This window comes from Sphingobium quisquiliarum P25, assembly GCF_000445065.1.
In the GTDB taxonomy this organism is placed as follows: Bacteria; Pseudomonadota; Alphaproteobacteria; order Sphingomonadales; family Sphingomonadaceae; genus Sphingobium; species Sphingobium quisquiliarum.
This window is the reverse complement of record NZ_ATHO01000171.1, coordinates 1-15,651: the sequence shown is the minus strand read 5'-3', so window position 1 is coordinate 15,651 and position 15,651 is coordinate 1. Positions and strand designations below refer to the sequence as shown.

Sequence of the window (15,651 nt, the reverse complement as noted above, 5' to 3'; positions counted from 1 at the left end):
CGTAATCCGGCCTGATGACCACCGTCCCGCAGGCGCGCAACGTGTGCGATCTGGAGTCGGGAGGGGGTCCGGGGGAGGGACTGACAAGCTGTGGATAATTCAGGTGCGTCGATCGTCATTCAGGAGCGCCGGACGGCGGATGGCCTGGACTCCTACATCCCGGTAATTCTGCGTGATGGTGCGATCTATGATCTCCACCTTGAGCGCTACTTCCTCGATTTGCCGCTGAACGGTTCGCGTTCGCGACACTCGTTGCGCGCCCATGGTTATGATGTTCTGGTCTGGGTTCGCTTTCTCGCTTCGGCCCGCGGCAAGTCTGTCTGGCAAGCCGATGCCGATGATGTCGGTGCCTATCATCGTGCCCGGCGGCGCAGCGATGCTGAGTTCCGGATTTCTGCATCGACGTGGAACCGGGCGATTGCCTCGCTCGACAAGCTTTATCGATGGGCCGAACGGGAGGGGCTGATCGAGCGTACACCTTTTACGCATCGTCAGGTCTGGCGACGATCGCACGATGGGCGCCGTGCGGCGGTCACGGGCCGCAATAACGCCTATGAGCGCGCAGCCCGTCGTTCCGACGTCCGTTTCATCGATCTCACCGATTACCGCGCCTTCCGGGAAGTTGGTTTGCGCGGCCTGACCGTTGAAGGGACCGAGCGTCCTGGAGCGCGTGACCGCAATGGCGCGCGCAACGCGCTGTTCGCCGATCTGCTGGTCACCACCGGCCTGCGCCTGGAAGAGGCATCCCACTTGCTCGCAGCTGAGATTCCGGTTTGCGACGCCCGCTCGGAACGTCAGCGGCGGGTCGAGCTTCCGGCGGCACTCACCAAGGGTGACAGGGGGCGAAGCATGCTGCTGCCGCGCCGCTTGTTGCCGGTGTTTGACGCCTACATCGCCGTTGAGCGAGCCGCAGCCGTCGCCAAGTTCGCACAGCGCCGTGGCTGGGAAGCCATCGACCGCCCGATCTTCATCCACAGCCCCTCATTCGGGCAGCGTGCATTGCATCTCGTTGGCGGTGGCACGATGGACATAGAGGTCGTCACACCGGATGAACGCGCAAGGCTTGTTATTTGCGCTGACGATGGAACGCCGCGCGAAGCCGCGGTCCTCTGGCTGACCGAGGTGGGCCATCCTGTGTTGCCCAACTCGTGGGAAGCGATCTTCGCACGGGCGAGCCGCCGCTGCACGGACGCCGGCATCCCGGTCCGGCTTAGCCCCCATCAACTCCGGCATTCCTTTGCAGTCCACATGCTTGCCATGCTGATCCAGCGCCGCCTCGCCGACGCAGCGGCACCAGTGGGCGCCATGGAAGGTTATCGCCAGCTGGTCGGCGATCCGCTTCAACAGGTCCAGCGATTGCTTGGCCATTCGAGCCTCGCGACGACCTCTATTTATCTCGATCACCTCGCCACGCGTGCCGATACCGTTGATGCGGCAGTCGAAGAACTGCTGGCACTCGTACCAGGCTATCTTCGATCATGACCGCTGCTCCACGCAAAGGACGCAAGGTCAGCTTCGCGGCAGATACGGCTGCGCCCCAAGCCGATCCATGGTCGCAGATCAGCACGCTGCGCTTCATGATTCATCCCTTATATGGCGGCGAGCTGCTCGTCGATTTCACGGGCTTGCGGCCACGCGGCCTGGCGCTCGCATTTGCCCGGAGCCTGTTCATGCTGGCTGCTCCGCGCGGCCCCATCATGGTACGTTCGTCGCTCAAGACATACGCCAACCAGCTGCCAAGCTTCTTTTCCTACCTGGCCGGGACAGGCGACGGGATCAACGGCCCTGCTGACCTTCGTGCCCATCACATTGATGGATTTGAGACATGGCTCAGCGCGCAGGGCAAGTCTTGCGTGCATGGACCAACCTATGTCGCCAAGGTCGTTTCCGTCCTTCGTCGCATCGCGGACGACAGCCCCGAGCTTGTCGATTGCGGCTTGCGGGAACGACTGCGCTACGTCAGCTCACACGCACACGTTCGTTCCCGTCCACGCGATGCCTACAGTCCGTATGTAGCCCGCCAGCTGCGCGATGCGGCACGCGCGGATATCGCTGCGATCGAGGCGCGCTTGCGGTCGGGGCCGCAGTTCGATGAGGTGCCGCAGATCGATGGCGCATATTGCAAAGCCCATGCTGCCATCGAGACATACGGTGTTCTGGGCTACCGTGATCCCACGTTTCAGAGCCTGTACAAGCTGCGCAAAAAGCGCGATCTCACCAGTGACAGGCTTAACCTGAGCCTCCACGCAGCCCACTATCTTACTGCCGACGATATCGTCCCGCTTCTTGTTCTGCTCTTAATCGAGACAGGGCTTGAGCTGGAGTGCTGCAAGTCGCTCACCCTCGATTGTCTGCGCAATGCCGCAGGGGGTACCGTCGATATCGCCTACACCAAGCTGCGGGCACACGGTGCCGAGCACAAGACAATCCGGGTGCGTGATCGCGGCTCATCCACCGCTGGCGGTCTGATCCGACGCATCATCGCCCTATCGTCCAAGGCCAGGGTCCATAACTCCAGCGATAACCTTTGGGTCTATTTTCAGCCGGGCGAGATCACCGCAGGTATTCGTCAACTGCGCTTGAAGGTCAGTGCCTGGACGCAGCGCCATTGTATTACCGATGATCAGGGTAAACCGCTCCACCTGTGTCTTTCGTATCTGCGCAAGACGCACAAGGCCTTGTGGTATCTCAAGACCGAAGGCCACATGGCCCGCTTCGCCGTAGGTCATACCGTCGATATCGCGGCACGGCACTACGCCGATATTCCCTCCCTCAGACCGCTGCACGAGCAAACCGTGGCAGATGCCCTCGAAGAGGTGCTCGCTGGTCCAATGATCCTGCCTCCTCAAGACGAGGACCGGCTGCGCGGCGAGTTGGCAAGCCCTGATCCCGATGATGGGGGCATTTCAACCGCACTGCTCAATGGCGAACAAGACGTCTGGCTTGCAAGCTGTGGCAACTTCTATTCCAGTCCCTTCGCATCCGCCGGCACGCCATGCCCTACACCGTTCTGGGCCTGCCTCGATTGCCGCAACGCGGTCATTACCGCGCGCAAGCTGCCTGCCATTCTCACCTTTCTCTCCTTCGTCGACGCTCAGCGGATCGGCCTGAGTGCTGCTGATTGGACCGCCAAGTTTGGTCATGCCCATGATCGCATCGTTCAGCAGATTCTGCCTGCCTTCGCCGAAGACGTCGTGACAAGGGCCCGTGCGCAAGTCGCGAACGACCCTCCCACGGTCTATCTGCCGCCAGAGGCACGGGCATGACCGTTGTCCAGCTTCTGGCGGAGAGCGACGATGAGCGCGATGCCCTCCCTGTGCTTATGTCCGCGCCTTTGCGCCCCGGCTGCGATCGCGCGCATATTTCACGATACGGCGATCCAGTGTGGGATCTGGCTCCCGGCGTATTTCGCGACAACGCGCGGCGCTGCCATGTCACGGTACATTTCGGCGGTATCAAAGACCCATCCATTGCTGATGCCCTGCGCCAGATTCTCCATGCGCGGCTCAATGTCGATCTCCCCGGTCACCGTTCGCGGCTTGAGCCGGCCGGGGTGCGCGGCGAGGCCAACCGGACCTTGCGCTTTTTCGACTTCGTCAAGGCTCAGCTGGGGCGTTTCGATCTCGCCCGGGTCGATCAGGCTCTGGTCGATCGCTACGCCGGAGCCTTGCGCCTAGCCGGGCTGCGCCCAGTTGCAGCGGCAGCGCTGCTGCGGATCGTCTTTGACCTGCACGAGTTGCAGCATCATCTGCCGACTGCGCGCCTGTCCTTCGAACCGTGGCCGGGACGAAGTCCGTTTTCCGTGGCGGGCGCAAAGCATATTGCAGGGGAGAACCGGACGCCGCGCATTCCTGAAGCGATCATGACGCCGCTGCTCTCCTGGTCGTTGCGCTACGTGACCTGCTACGCAGGCGATATCCTTGCCGCACGGGCAGAACTCGATTGCCTTGAAGCAACGCGCAACCGTCTGATTGCCGCTGAGGAAGGTCTGGATCCCGCTGTTCGTCGGTTACGGCAACGCCAACGCCTCCTCGACTATGTTGCATCCTTGCGGCAGCATGGGCGCGGCATTCCGATCTGGACCACGGCACATAACGGCGCAACGCGAACAGATCCGCAAACCGGCGCCGTCACGCCGCCGATCAACTACCACCTGATCCACCTCCATGCCGGTATCAACGCGCAGGCCGAACCTGCCATGCACCTTGGCCTGGCCACGGGTGCACCAGACCTCATCGCCGCTGCCATCGCAGAACTCGGCACCGAGATTGGCGGCATGGATACGCCCAATTCTGCCGATCCCGATACGGGCATGCCTTGGCGCACCCGCTTCGATGCCAAGGTTTTGCCCCTCGAGGAAGTCATGCTGCAGTCCGCAGCCTATATCGTATGTGCCTTTCTCTCAGGCATGCGGGACAGCGAGATCCAAGCCATGAGGCGGGGATGCCTGTCTATTACCAAAGCCGAAGACGGTACGATCTTGCGGCATCGTATCAAGTCCACTGCTTACAAGGGCAAGCGCGGCGGCGGCGAGGAGACCGAGTGGGTTACCATCGCGCCGGTCGCTGAAGCCATCGATGTCCTCGAACGCCTTTCCGCGCGGGCGGGACAAGCGCGCGGAACAACGACCCTGTGGCCAGTCCTCACGCTTCGGGCCAATACCAAGACGCACGTCTCTGCAGAGATAGTCCGGCAACTCAACCGGTTCCGCGATCACCTCAATGACCACTTCGGATCCGCGCAGGCACCCGTCATTCCTGCCGGACCCGACGGCCGACCATGGCGTCTGACAACGCGTCAGTTTCGCCGCACAATCGCCTGGCACATCGCCAACCGGCCCTTCGGAACAATTGCCGGCATGATCCAGTACAAGCATGCGAGCGTTGCGGCTTTCGAAGGCTATGCTGGCAGCAGCCGGTCCGGATTTCGGGGAGAGATCGAAGCCCAGCGTGCGCTTGGCCAGATTGACGATATCCTTGTCTACTTCGACGAGCGGCAAAGTGGCGCACGCCTTGGCGGACCTGCCGCGAACAGGGTCGGAGTTGTGCTTGATACTGCCGCCCACGAGTTGGCGCCGCTACCTGCCATGATTGCCGACCGTCCACGTCTGCGCACCATGCTGGGCAGTCTCGCGCGGACATTGCATGTCGGCCCGCTGGCCGATTGCTTCTTTGATCCGGCAACCGCCCTGTGCCTGAACCGGAGTTCGGAGCCAGGCGCAAGCGGGCCAATGATCTCCATGTGCGAACCGGTCCGCTGCCCCAATGCCTGCATCGCCGAACGGCATCGCCCGGCATGGCAGCGCGGTGCTGATGAGGCACGGTTGTTGTTGCGCGAGAAGCGGCTTCCAGAGCCGCAGCGGGTGACGCTTCAGGCCGAGGTGGCCAGAATCCAGCGTGTTCTTGAACAGATCGCACCGGGTACCGCCACACCGCATAACGGTATGGCGGGAGAGGAAGAGGAGGCGGGTTTGCGGGTGACGGATTGAAGGAGCGGAAGACAGTTTCCCTCCGCCCGTCGTGGAGACCTGCCATGTCCCGATCCTACCCTGCGACGCCGCGAGCCGACGTTTATTCGCGCATCACCACCGAGATTGTATCTGCCATCGAAGCCGGGGCCGGCGATTGGCGCATGCCCTGGCACCATGATGGCGCTGCCACCACCAGGCCGCAGAACGTCACCTCTCGCCGCCGCTATCGCGGCGTCAACGTGCTCGCGCTCTGGATCGCAGCCGAAGCGGCTGCCTATTCCAGCGGTCTTTGGGGGACCTATCGCCAGTGGGCATCGCTTGGCGCACAGGTCCGCAAAGGTGAACGCGGAACGACGGTTGTGTTCTGGAAACAGGCCGCATCGCGCGCCGATGATGATCATGACGATGGCGAAGCCGGACCCGGCCGCATGTTCGCGCGGGCCTTCACCGTGTTCAACCTCGCCCAGGTCGAGGGCTATGAACCCCCACCTGTCGCAGTTCTACCCGAGGGCGAGCGGTTCGGGCACGCCGAAGCTTTCGTCGCGGCCCTCAAGATCCCGATCACCGAGGGCGCCTACGATGCGCACTACCGGATCGACCTCGATCACATCTTCATGCCGACCTTTGCCTCGTTTCGGGATGCATCAGCACAGATGGGCACGCTTTTGCATGAGGCGGCCCACGCCACAGGGGCAAAGCACCGGCTCGACCGCAACTTTGCCGAACGTTTCAAGCGCGACAGCTTGGCGATCGAGGAAATTTGCGCTGAACTGACCGCATCGTTCGTACTCGCCGACCTCAGGATCGCTCACCATCCGCGGGCCGATCATGCCGCCTACGTAGCATCGTGGTTGCGCGCACTCAAAGACGACCCTCGCGCCATCTTCACCGCCGCCAGCAAGGCGCAGGCGGCCGCCGATTGGATGCACGCCCAGCAGCCCCAGCCTGAGGAGATCGCCGCATGATAAGCGCCCCGAAAATTTGCGGTAGAAGTCACATTAGGGCTGGACTGTCAGGATATGTTGCCGAACTCGGCGCCGCTTTTACCGTCGGACATCTCGGCCTAACGGCCAAGCCGCGCGAAGACCACGCTCTCTATATCGCCTCCTGGCTCCAGGTGCTGCGCGATGATCCTGCCGCCATCCTCACTGCCGCGAACAGAGCGCAACTTGCCGCGGATTATCTAATTTCCTTGGCAGACGTAGGCCGGCAGCGCCAGCCTGATGCGTGCCTCGCTCCCGCACAGCCGGAGCTTGCGGCATGAGCATGGCAGCCCGCTATCGGCTTTCGAAGTCGAAGATCGCTGCCTTTGAGCACTGCCCGCGGCGTCTCTGGCTACAAGTGCACCGCCGGAAAGAGGCACGCTATGACCCTGAGACTTTGTCGCGCTTCCAGTTCGGACATGATGTGGGCAGGAAGGCGATATCCCTGCTGCCAGGCGGTATCATGGTTCATGCTGAGCCGGACATCCAGGCGGCTCTCGACCGCACGATAGCACTGGTCCGCCAACCCACACCGCAACCGATCTTTGAGGCGACGTTTCAGCGTGACGACGTTCTTGTACGCGTCGACATTCTGGAGCCGGATCGCTGCGGCGGATGGCGCGCGATCGAAGTGAAGGCGACCGCGCGCGTAAAAGCCTATCAGCTGGCTGACATCGCAACACAGGTCTGGGTGATGCAAGGCTGTGGGCTTGAGATCAGCGAGGCCATCATTCGCCACCTTGCGGGCCCGTTTTCGTGGCCAAAGCCCGATATGAACGCTGTGCGGTTCGCTGATGCCGACGTGACGAGGCGGATAAAGCGCTATTTGCAAACCCGTGATGCCGTGGCAAACGCGGCGCGACGGGCGGTTAGGGAAGTTGAAGTGCTGCGTCCCACGGGTGCGCACTGTGAGAGGCCATTGTGCTGCGAGTTCCGCTTCCATTGTAGAAATGCAGAAGCCCTGCCGCTGCTGAAAGAGCGCGATCGTTAGCGACTCTTTGTTTATCACAGTTTCGGCTATTTGATTTCGGACTGAGCTTCACTGGCGGGAAACAGCAAAACCGCCGCCCCTTGCGAAGCGGCGGTTTCGTTTGAGTGAAACGCAATTATGCGAACTTGATCTCGGTCTTTGCGCGCCGACGCTGGCGAGCAGCGAAGCCGATCATACCAAAACCAAGAAGCATCATCGCCCAGGTTGCCGGCTCCGGCACCGCCGGCAGCGGCGCCGCGGTATAGTTATAAGTCAGCGTATAATTACCACCGATCAACGGCGAGATGTTGAGCGTCCCGGAGCTGGGATTAATTGCAAAGAGACTGGAGGAGGCGAAGCTGAGGGCTGCAGTGCCAGTTCCCAAGAAATAGGCGAAATTGCTGTTGAGACTCTGCGTGTCGCTTCCCGAGCCAGTGAACGGACCGATGCTCGTTGAGCCCCTGGCAGCTACGGAATATGTGCTGGTTCCCGTGCCAATCGATTCCGCAATACTGAATCCACCGCCGCTGAGGGTCGCGGTCGCGCCCTGAGTGAGCACGAAATTTTTTGCGGCATTAGACGTATTGGTGAGAGTTCCTGCCGCAACAGAAAGGCTCGATCCGAAAAGCAGATCGATGCTCGTCAAGGTGCCGAGCGAGCTGTTGAATTGCTGCACCGAGAGCGAAGAGGTCCCGGGGGCTGCTGCTGTGATTGTGCCCGTCTGGATGATGGTTGCCGCCGCTACCGGGCTGACCGAAGCAAGCGCGGCTCCGACGATGGCTGCTATCGCGAGAAACTTTCTCATTTCGTACCCTCAGATCCAGAATTATCAGTTGGCGATACAGAAGCAAGCATCGTGCCAATGGCTGTTTTGCGCGTTTTTCTCGTTTTCCAGATGAGCGGTTGTAAGCGGCATTGACGGTTGAAGCCGCAATCTGTCCGCGCGCTTGTGGAGCTTGTGAGAGGTGGCGCGTCTTACCCGACAGGGATGCCATCGCTGCTCTGGGCGATGCCAACTCTCGGCCCTTTATATCGCCGCTCGGCTGCCTCAATGCGATTTCGATCTTCAGCGCAGTCGCTCCAATCAGCGCCGAAGAGGCTCTTTAGGACAGTGTGTGAGCCCGAAATCGCTGGGAGAAAATCTATGAACGGGGTGCAATATAGAGAATTCTGAGCCAGTCCATCGCCCGCGCCTATGGCTTTTACAGTCTGAGGCCAAAACATGCCTTTAAAAAATCGCTATTATTATGCTAAGAACTTGAAAGCGGAACAAAAAGCGTTGCTCAAGTTCAGTACGTTTGATCTTAATTGTTGGTGGGTAATGATGAAGAGAATTCGCAAAGCCGTTTTCCCTGTCGCCGGATTGGGGACGCGCTTCCTGCCCGCGACCAAGTCGGTGCCCAAGGAATTGCTGCCGGTCGTCGATCGTCCGCTCATCCAATATGCCGTCGATGAAGCGCGCGAGGCCGGCATCGAGCAAATGATCTTCATCACTGGCCGCGGCAAGGGAGCGATCGAGGATTATTTCGACATGGCGTTCGAAGCCGAAGCCATTCAGCGCGAGCGGGGCAAGGACCTCTCGGCGCTGGACGGTACACGGCTGGCGCCCGGCGATGCGGTGTTCCTGCGCCAGCAGGAGCCGCTGGGCCTCGGCCACGCCATCTGGTGCGCGCGCGATATCGTGGGTAGCGAGCCCTTCGCCATCCTGCTGCCGGACGAGTTCATGAAGGGCCCTGCCGGCCGGGGTTGCCTAAAACAGATGGTCGACGCCTATGAGGAGGTCGGCGGCAACCTGGTCTGCGCGCTCGAGGTGCCGATGGCCGAAACGCCGAGCTATGGCGTCATCGATCCAGGCAAGCGCGACGGCGCGCTGACCGAGGTCAAGGGACTGGTGGAAAAGCCCGCCCCGGGCACCGCCCCGTCCAATCTCATCCTGCCCGGCCGCTATATCCTGCAGCCCGAGGTCATGAAGATCCTCGAAACCCAGGAAAAGGGCGCGGGCGGCGAGATCCAGTTGACCGATGCCATGGCGTCGATGATCGGGCAGCAGCCTTTCCATGGTGTGACCTTCGAGGGTCGCCGTTTCGATTGCGGGTCCAAGGCGGGCTATATCGAGGCGAATCTGGCGCTCGCCTTCGAGCGCGCCGACATCGGCGATCATGTGCGCCGATTTGCCGCCGCAGAGCTTCAAGGAAACTGGCTCGATCGGGCCGCTTGAAGCAGCCGCACTTGGCGAATTTCGAGATGACCGTCAGCGTGTTGATTTTATGCGTTATACGGCCTGATCGCGATCGCAGGACCGAGCTGAGCGCAACCCGTCTCCAGGGTTTTGAAATTGAGCTTGAGTGTCAACTGCCGTTACAGGCTTAGGCCGGAGGTGAAACTAAGTCATTGAAATTATTACGTGGCACAATCCTTGCTTTGATAAAGGCGCACGGCGTGAGGATATGGCTATGAAGAAGTTTCTGGTGTCTACGATTGCTGCTGCGGCCAGCCTGCTTGCAGTCAATCCGGCGCATGCCGCTCTCAATCTCGTTACCAACGGCTCGTTTGAAGTTGGGACTGAACCCGGAAATTTTGCCACAGTCGGCACCGGTGAATCGAACATAACGGGTTGGTCCGTGTCGAATGGAACTGTCGACTATATCGGTTCCTATTGGACAGCTGCTGACGGACTCCGGAGCATCGACCTTGCAGGTAATAGCTATGGTACTCTGACTCAGGCCGTCAATTTGGTTGCGAATCAGGCTTACAGCCTTACCTTCTTCTTGTCGGCTAACCCCGACAATCCCGAGTTTCCGCGTTCTGTTCAGGTTGGCATAGGCGGCACTACTCAGGATTTCAGCTTCACTGGGTCTCCGAGCCTTTCAAACATGGGCTGGCAGCAGCAAACATTGAATTTCGTGGCTGGTGCGACCGGCTCCACCCTTCTGAGTTTCACTGCGTTGAATGCAGGTACCTATTATGGACCAGCGCTTGACAATGTCTCGCTTACTGCTGTTCCGGAACCCTCGACATGGGCGATGATGCTTCTCGGTTTTGGAATGATCGGTTTTGGTGTACGCCGCCGCATCCGTTCTGCGAGCAGAATAGCATTCGCCTAAATGGGCTGGGCGTCGGGAACGACGTCGCAGGTCTCGTCAAAACTGTTCTTGAAGAGATGGCTGCTCGACAGGGCGGCCATTTCCGCAATATCAGCATCGACCTCAATCGCCCTTATGGCAGTGCTCTGGCGCGCCATAAGCAGGCCTATAGATTGGCTCGAAGATCGGACAGCAGCAGATTCAGGTATCGAGCGTAATCGGATTTGCCGAGCTTCGCGATTGCCTTCTCCAGTTCCGCGGTTCCGATAAAGCCCTGTCGAAACGCGATTTCCTCGGGGCTGGCGATCTTGAAGCCCTGTCGTTTCTCTAGGACACGGACAAATTCAGCCGCGTCGAGCAGACTGTCGGGCGTACCGGTATCCAGCCAGGCATAGCCGCGGCCCATAATCTCCACATTGAGCTGACCGCGCTCTAGATAGAGGCGATTGACGTCGGTGATCTCCAGCTCGCCGCGCGGCGAGGGCTCGAGCTGTGCGGCGATCTCCACCACCTGTTCGTCATAGAAATAGAGCCCGGTGACAGCCCAGTTGGACTGGGGCTGCACCGGCTTTTCCTCGATCGACATGGCCTTCATCGATGCGTCGAAGCTCACCACGCCGTAGCGCTCGGGATCGTTGACATGATAGGCGAAAACGCTCGCGCCTTGCTTGCGCGACGATGCGCTGGAGAGCAGTTCGGGCAGGCCGTGGCCATGATAGATATTGTCGCCCAGGATCAGCGCCGACGGCTGCCCCGCCACAAAATCCGCGCCGATGATATAGGCCTGTGCCAGGCCGTCGGGGCTCGGCTGCTCGGCATATTCGAAGCGCATGCCCCATTGCGACCCATCACCCAGCAGCGCCTGGAATGAAGGGAGGTCGCGCGGGGTGGAGATGATCAATATCTCGCGAATACCCGCCAGCATCAGCGTGCTCAGCGGATAATAGATCATCGGCTTGTCATAGACCGACATCAGCTGCTTCGAGGTGGCCAGCGTCATCGGATAAAGGCGGGTGCCGCTGCCACCGGCGAGGATGATACCTTTCATGCGTCGACGTTCCCTTCAGGCGGAGATATCAGTTTGCGAAAGGCCTCAGCCTAGCGATCACGCTGTCCAGCGAATGGCGCCACTCAGGCAGGGCTACACCATGAATCCGGGCGATCAGACCGCAGTCAAGCCGCGAATTAGCTGGGCGCATGGCCGGGGTCGGATAGTCGGCGGTGGTGATCCGCTTCACCTGCGCCGAAGGTCCGTCTCGCGCAGCGGATGCGGCAAAGATCGCCTCTGCGAAGTCGGCCCAAGATGCGTCGCCCTTGGCGGTCATGTGGAAGATGCCTCGAAGGGCCGGGTCGGTATCGCTGGCGAGATTGGCCGCTACCTGCAGGATGCCCTCGGCAATGTCGAATGCGCTGGTGGGATTGCCGAGCTGATCAGTGACAACCGACACCTCCTCTCGGTCGCTGGCGAGCCGAAGCATCGTCTTTACGAAATTCGCGCCAAATGGGCTGTAGACCCAGGCCACGCGCAGCACCGCGCTATTGTCGCCATGGACGGCCAGCACCGCTTGTTCGCCCTTCAGCTTCGAGGCGCCGTACACGCCCGTTGGAGCGGCACGATCCGTCTCGACGTAGGGACGATCGAGCGTTCCATCGAAAACATAGTCGGTCGAGATATGGAGGAGCGGTATGTCCAGAGCCTTCGCGGCTTGTGCGACAGCGCGCGCGCCGCGGCCGTTGATCGCATGGGCAAGCTCGCTGTTCGTCTCAGCTTGATCGACAGCGGTATAGGCCGCTGCGGAGACGATCACCTCCGGAGAGGCAGCCTGCAACGCGCAGATCACGGAGACGGGGTTGGCAAGATCCAACTCAGGCCGGCCAATCGCGACAATGTCATGCCCTGCAGCGCGGCCGCGTTCGATGAGGCAGGTGACGATTTGGCCGCTCTGCCCCGTTACAGCAATTCTCATGCAGCGAGGCCGTCGGAAGCAGATGCCGCATTGGCCAAGCCCAGCCGCTCGCCCTCATAGCGATCGCGCAAGGGACGCCACCACCAGGCATTATCTAGGTACCAGCGCACCGTTTTCTCTATGCCGCTGTCGAAATTCTCCTGCGCGCGCCAGCCCAGTTCGGTTTCGAGCTTGGTTGCATCGATGGCATAGCGTGCATCATGGCCCGGGCGGTCGGTGACGAATTCGATCAATCCTTCACGCGGCGCTTCAACCGGCATGAGCTTGTCCAACACAGTGCAGATCCGGCGCACCACATCGATATTGCGCCGTTCGTTACGGCCACCGACATTATAGGTCTCACCGGGAACGCCCTTCTCGATGATGAGGTCGAGCGCGCGGGCATGGTCGTCGACATAGAGCCAGTCGCGCACATTCTCCCCCTTGCCATAAACTGGCAATGCGCGACCCTCGAGGGCATTGAGGATGGTGAGCGGGATCAACTTTTCGGGGAAATGATAGGGGCCGTAATTGTTCGAGCAGTTCGACACGACCACCGGCAGGTCATAGGTGCGGTGCCAAGCTTTGGCGAGATGATCGGACGCCGCCTTAGACGCAGAATAAGGGGAGCTCGGATCGTACGGCGTGTTTTCCTCGAACAGTCCCTGATCGCCCAGGGAGCCGTAGACTTCGTCGGTGGAGACATGGAGGAAGCGGAAAGCGTCCTTATCCGCGCCAGCGAGGCCGTTCCAATAGCCGCGCGCTGCTTCCAGCAAGGTGAAGGTGCCCACGATATTGGTCTGGATAAAGTCGGCCGCCCCAGTGATCGAGCGGTCGACATGGCTTTCCGCCGCCAAGTGCATGATGCGATGGGGACGGAAGCTGGCGATTGCCGCATCCATCGCCGCGCGATCGCGGATGTCGGCGCGCAAGAAGCGGTGGTTCGCCTTGCCCTCAACCGCCTTCAAGGACGCCTCACATCCCGCATAAGTCAGGGCATCGACGGTCAAAACCTCATAGCCCTTTTCCAGCACCAGATAACGGACAAGAGCGGAGCCGATGAAGCCGGCGCCGCCGGTGACGATCACGCGCATAAGGTTATTCGCTCCAGGTGAAATAGGCAGGAAGCTCGGCAAGCAGTGGCTGCTGCCGATCCTTCGGCGAAAGGGTATCGGGATCAGCGACATCGGGCCAGGTGATGCCGATCGCCGGATCGTCCCAGCGCAGCCCCTTGTCACATCCCGCGCTGTAGTAGCCGGTCACCTTGTAGCAGATGACGGTATCGGGCTCGAGCGAGCAGAAGCCGTGGGCGAAACCCGGTGGTATCCAAAGCTGCTTACCATTGTCAGGGGTGAGCGTTTCCGCAACCCACTGGCCATAGGTGGGAGAGCCTTGACGGATATCCACGGCGACATCGAACAAAGCGCCCGCGCTGCAACGCACGAGCTTGCCCTGCGCGTGCGGCTCGCTCTGGAAATGCAATCCGCGAATGGTGCCCTGCCGGACACTGCGCGACTCATTGTCCTGCACGAAGAAGTAAGCTCCGATATGCTCGGCGAAGAGATCCGCGCGAAAAATTTCCGCGAAATACCCCCGATCATCGCCAATGTGGCGCGGCGTGAGCAGCTGGACGCCCGCTAGGATAGTAGATTGGATTTCCACGCTCATCTTTCTAAAGCAAACCGTCTTTCGCGAAAACGGCTAGATGGTCCGCTTACTTCTTCGACATGCCGTAGCTATTGAGAAGATGATATAGCATCGGCCGGGAGATATTGAGGTCGCGTGCCGCGGCAGACATATTGCCCTCATTATTCGCGAGCGCCTCAGCCAGCGCAGCCCGATCGGCAGTTTCCCGAATAGTTTTGAGCCCACATTCCCCAAGTAAATCGCTGATTTTGCTGTCAGGATCTCAATATTTCCGATATAAATCATGGTGTTGATGGCCGTGAGGGGCGCGTTTGATGGATCACCCAGAGGGTGCGGGTTCGAAGCGGGCAGATCGGGTCGAGTTCGACCGCCGGGTGCATGTGGAGTTCCGAGGTGCGCAGCTCAGTTCCGACGGCGGCCTGCTGGTGATGCGCGAGCTGGATGACGCGCTCGGGCTGTCCGATCTGGCGGCAAAAGCATTGCGCGACACCCGGCGCGGCAAGAACACGGTCCACCGGCTTGACGGGTTGTTCCGGCAATCGGTGTTCGGGCGACTGGCCGGATACGAGGATGTGAACGACGCCGACCGCCTGGCCCTCGATCCGGTGATGCGCCAGGTCGTGGGTGGAAGGGCTGTCGATGCGCAAGCGGCCTCGGCCTCGCAGATGGGACGGTTCGAGACCGAGACACTGGCACAGCCCGAGAACCGTGCCGCGCTGGCCGACCTGAATGGCCAATGGATCGACCGGTTCCATGACCGTAACGGGCTGAAGTACATCGTTCTGGACATGGACAGCTCGGTCAGCCCGACCCATGGCGACCAGGAAGGGTCCGCCTGGAATGGCCATTTCGACTGTAGCTGCTATCACCCCAACTTTCTGTTCAACCAGTTCGGGATGCTGGAACGCTGCGCCCTGCGCCATGGCAACGTCCACAGCGCCGATGGCTGGCGTGATGTTCTCGACCCCGTCATTGCGCGCTACGCGGAGCGCGACCTTGGTGGCAGGTTCTTCCGGGCCGATGCTGCCTACGCGATCCCGGCGATCTATGAGCGATTGGAAGAAGCGCGGTTCTTCTACGCCATCCGGCTGCCCGCAAACGCGGTCCTCAAGGACAAGATCGCGCATCGGCTAACGCGCCCTGTCGGGCGGCCGTCACTGACCAAGGTCAAGCGGTTCTTCGAGGAATTCGAGTATCAGGCGGCGTCCTGGGACAAGGAACGCCGGGTGATCGCCAAGATCGAATGGCATCCGGGCGAACTGTTCCCGCGTGTCGGCTTCATCGTCACCAACCTGCCGATGGAGCCGGACTGGGTGGTGCGGTTCTACAACCAGCGCGGCACCGCCGAGCAGCACATCAAAGAGGGCAAATACGCCTTTCGCTGGACGCGGCTGTCGTGCCGGAAGTTCCGCGACAATGAGGTGCGGCTGCAACTGCACGCCCTGGCGTACAACCTGGCCACCTTCTTGCGCTGCATCGAGCTGCCCGAGGCCATGGCCGACTGGTCGTTGACCAGCCTGCAACTGAAGCTGATCAAGATCGGGGCACGTGT

At 60.7% G+C, this 15,651-nt stretch carries 16 protein-coding genes; 9 read left to right on the top strand and 7 right to left on the bottom strand.

What is annotated here, in order from left to right:
• The first annotated feature begins 90 nt into the window (after positions 1 to 90).
• Genes L288_RS41310 through L288_RS41285 form a run of 6 tightly spaced genes read left to right on the top strand, consistent with a single transcriptional unit; the run spans position 91 to position 7,444 of the window.
• Entirely contained in the window at positions 91 to 1,482 is a 1,392-nt protein-coding gene (locus L288_RS41310; protein WP_013039032.1) for a tyrosine-type recombinase/integrase, read from the top strand.
• Complete coding sequence (locus L288_RS41305) at positions 1,479 to 3,266, top strand: hypothetical protein (RefSeq protein ID WP_013039033.1); 1,788 nt, start codon at positions 1,479 to 1,481, stop codon at positions 3,264 to 3,266. The genes L288_RS41310 and L288_RS41305 overlap by 4 nt, the downstream gene beginning before the upstream one ends.
• Entirely contained in the window at positions 3,263 to 5,488 is a 2,226-nt protein-coding gene (locus L288_RS41300) for a site-specific integrase (protein ID WP_013039034.1), read from the top strand. Before L288_RS41305 ends, L288_RS41300 begins: the two co-directional genes overlap by 4 nt.
• A gap of 44 nt (positions 5,489 to 5,532) precedes the next feature.
• Positions 5,533 to 6,435 carry an ArdC family protein gene (locus L288_RS41295; protein WP_013039035.1) on the top strand — a complete coding sequence of 301 codons (903 nt, stop codon included), beginning with the start codon at positions 5,533 to 5,535 and terminating at the stop codon, positions 6,433 to 6,435.
• Positions 6,432 to 6,734: a zincin-like metallopeptidase domain-containing protein gene (locus tag L288_RS41290; protein ID WP_021240057.1), complete on the top strand. Its 303-nt coding sequence runs from the start codon at positions 6,432 to 6,434 to the stop codon at positions 6,732 to 6,734. Before L288_RS41295 ends, L288_RS41290 begins: the two co-directional genes overlap by 4 nt.
• Positions 6,731 to 7,444 carry a hypothetical protein gene (locus L288_RS41285; RefSeq protein WP_021240056.1) on the top strand — a complete coding sequence of 238 codons (714 nt, stop codon included), beginning with the start codon at positions 6,731 to 6,733 and terminating at the stop codon, positions 7,442 to 7,444. Before L288_RS41290 ends, L288_RS41285 begins: the two co-directional genes overlap by 4 nt.
• Positions 7,445 to 7,559: 115 nt before the next feature.
• On the opposite strand, the gene L288_RS42860 is transcribed toward L288_RS41285, so the two are convergent.
• The gene (locus tag L288_RS42860) at positions 7,560 to 8,228 is read right to left on the bottom strand and encodes a choice-of-anchor E domain-containing protein (protein ID WP_084466147.1); all 669 of its coding nucleotides are present in this window, start codon (positions 8,226 to 8,228) and stop codon (positions 7,560 to 7,562) included.
• Positions 8,229 to 8,744: 516 nt separating this feature from the next.
• On the opposite strand from L288_RS42860, the gene L288_RS41275 reads away from it, so the two are divergent.
• Both L288_RS41275 and L288_RS44065 read left to right on the top strand, forming a co-directional pair.
• Positions 8,745 to 9,641, top strand: a complete 897-nt coding sequence (locus tag L288_RS41275) for a UTP--glucose-1-phosphate uridylyltransferase (RefSeq protein WP_031304979.1) — start codon at positions 8,745 to 8,747, stop codon at positions 9,639 to 9,641.
• A gap of 235 nt (positions 9,642 to 9,876) precedes the next feature.
• Positions 9,877 to 10,527: a choice-of-anchor C family PEP-CTERM protein gene (locus tag L288_RS44065; protein WP_021240052.1), complete on the top strand. Its 651-nt coding sequence runs from the start codon at positions 9,877 to 9,879 to the stop codon at positions 10,525 to 10,527.
• Here L288_RS44065 and L288_RS43540 read toward each other — a convergent pair.
• From L288_RS43540 to L288_RS42855, 6 genes are read right to left on the bottom strand one after another with little or no spacing between them, the layout of a single operon-like run.
• A complete protein-coding gene (locus L288_RS43540) occupies positions 10,524 to 10,664 on the bottom strand; it encodes a hypothetical protein (protein ID WP_021240051.1) in 141 nt (46 codons plus the stop codon). The genes L288_RS44065 and L288_RS43540 overlap by 4 nt on opposite strands.
• Before the next feature lie 8 nt (positions 10,665 to 10,672).
• Positions 10,673 to 11,554, bottom strand: coding sequence for a glucose-1-phosphate thymidylyltransferase RfbA (gene rfbA / locus L288_RS41265; RefSeq protein ID WP_021240050.1), 882 nt, complete (start codon positions 11,552 to 11,554; stop codon positions 10,673 to 10,675).
• A 28-nt stretch (positions 11,555 to 11,582) separates the two neighbouring features.
• Positions 11,583 to 12,473, bottom strand: coding sequence for a dTDP-4-dehydrorhamnose reductase (rfbD, locus tag L288_RS41260; protein ID WP_021240049.1), 891 nt, complete (start codon positions 12,471 to 12,473; stop codon positions 11,583 to 11,585).
• Positions 12,470 to 13,546 (bottom strand): dTDP-glucose 4,6-dehydratase, encoded by a 1,077-nt coding sequence (rfbB, locus tag L288_RS41255; RefSeq protein ID WP_021240048.1) that lies wholly within the window; start codon positions 13,544 to 13,546, stop codon positions 12,470 to 12,472. Before rfbB ends, rfbD begins: the two co-directional genes overlap by 4 nt.
• A 4-nt stretch (positions 13,547 to 13,550) precedes the next feature.
• Positions 13,551 to 14,120: a dTDP-4-dehydrorhamnose 3,5-epimerase gene (rfbC, locus tag L288_RS41250; protein WP_021240047.1), complete on the bottom strand. Its 570-nt coding sequence runs from the start codon at positions 14,118 to 14,120 to the stop codon at positions 13,551 to 13,553.
• A 46-nt stretch (positions 14,121 to 14,166) separates the two neighbouring features.
• The gene (locus L288_RS42855; protein ID WP_269077997.1) at positions 14,167 to 14,310 is read right to left on the bottom strand and encodes a helix-turn-helix domain-containing protein; all 144 of its coding nucleotides are present in this window, start codon (positions 14,308 to 14,310) and stop codon (positions 14,167 to 14,169) included.
• A 103-nt stretch (positions 14,311 to 14,413) separates the two neighbouring features.
• Between L288_RS42855 and L288_RS41245 the strand changes: the two genes are divergently transcribed.
• Positions 14,414 to 15,651: IS1380 family transposase (locus tag L288_RS41245; RefSeq protein WP_021240046.1), on the top strand; the 1,238-nt coding region annotated here is incomplete at its 3' end.

What these genes read in the sequence shown, in the direction of transcription:
- L288_RS41305 (WP_013039033.1), top strand. Translation starts at nt 1,479, where the DNA reads ATGACCGCTGCTCCACGCAAAGGACGCAAGGTCAGCTTCGCGGCAGAT.
- L288_RS41300 (WP_013039034.1), top strand. Translation starts at nt 3,263, where the DNA reads ATGACCGTTGTCCAGCTTCTGGCGGAGAGCGACGATGAGCGCGATGCC.
- L288_RS41295 (WP_013039035.1), top strand. Translation starts at nt 5,533, where the DNA reads ATGTCCCGATCCTACCCTGCGACGCCGCGAGCCGACGTTTATTCGCGC.
- L288_RS41290 (WP_021240057.1), top strand. Translation starts at nt 6,432, where the DNA reads ATGATAAGCGCCCCGAAAATTTGCGGTAGAAGTCACATTAGGGCTGGA.
- L288_RS41285 (WP_021240056.1), top strand. Translation starts at nt 6,731, where the DNA reads ATGAGCATGGCAGCCCGCTATCGGCTTTCGAAGTCGAAGATCGCTGCC.
- L288_RS42860 (WP_084466147.1), bottom strand. Translation starts at nt 8,228, where the DNA reads ATGAGAAAGTTTCTCGCGATAGCAGCCATCGTCGGAGCCGCGCTTGCT.
- L288_RS41275 (WP_031304979.1), top strand. Translation starts at nt 8,745, where the DNA reads ATGATGAAGAGAATTCGCAAAGCCGTTTTCCCTGTCGCCGGATTGGGG.
- L288_RS44065 (WP_021240052.1), top strand. Translation starts at nt 9,877, where the DNA reads ATGAAGAAGTTTCTGGTGTCTACGATTGCTGCTGCGGCCAGCCTGCTT.
- L288_RS43540 (WP_021240051.1), bottom strand. Translation starts at nt 10,664, where the DNA reads ATGGCGCGCCAGAGCACTGCCATAAGGGCGATTGAGGTCGATGCTGAT.
- rfbA (WP_021240050.1), bottom strand. Translation starts at nt 11,554, where the DNA reads ATGAAAGGTATCATCCTCGCCGGTGGCAGCGGCACCCGCCTTTATCCG.
- rfbD (WP_021240049.1), bottom strand. Translation starts at nt 12,473, where the DNA reads ATGAGAATTGCTGTAACGGGGCAGAGCGGCCAAATCGTCACCTGCCTC.
- rfbB (WP_021240048.1), bottom strand. Translation starts at nt 13,546, where the DNA reads ATGCGCGTGATCGTCACCGGCGGCGCCGGCTTCATCGGCTCCGCTCTT.
- rfbC (WP_021240047.1), bottom strand. Translation starts at nt 14,120, where the DNA reads ATGAGCGTGGAAATCCAATCTACTATCCTAGCGGGCGTCCAGCTGCTC.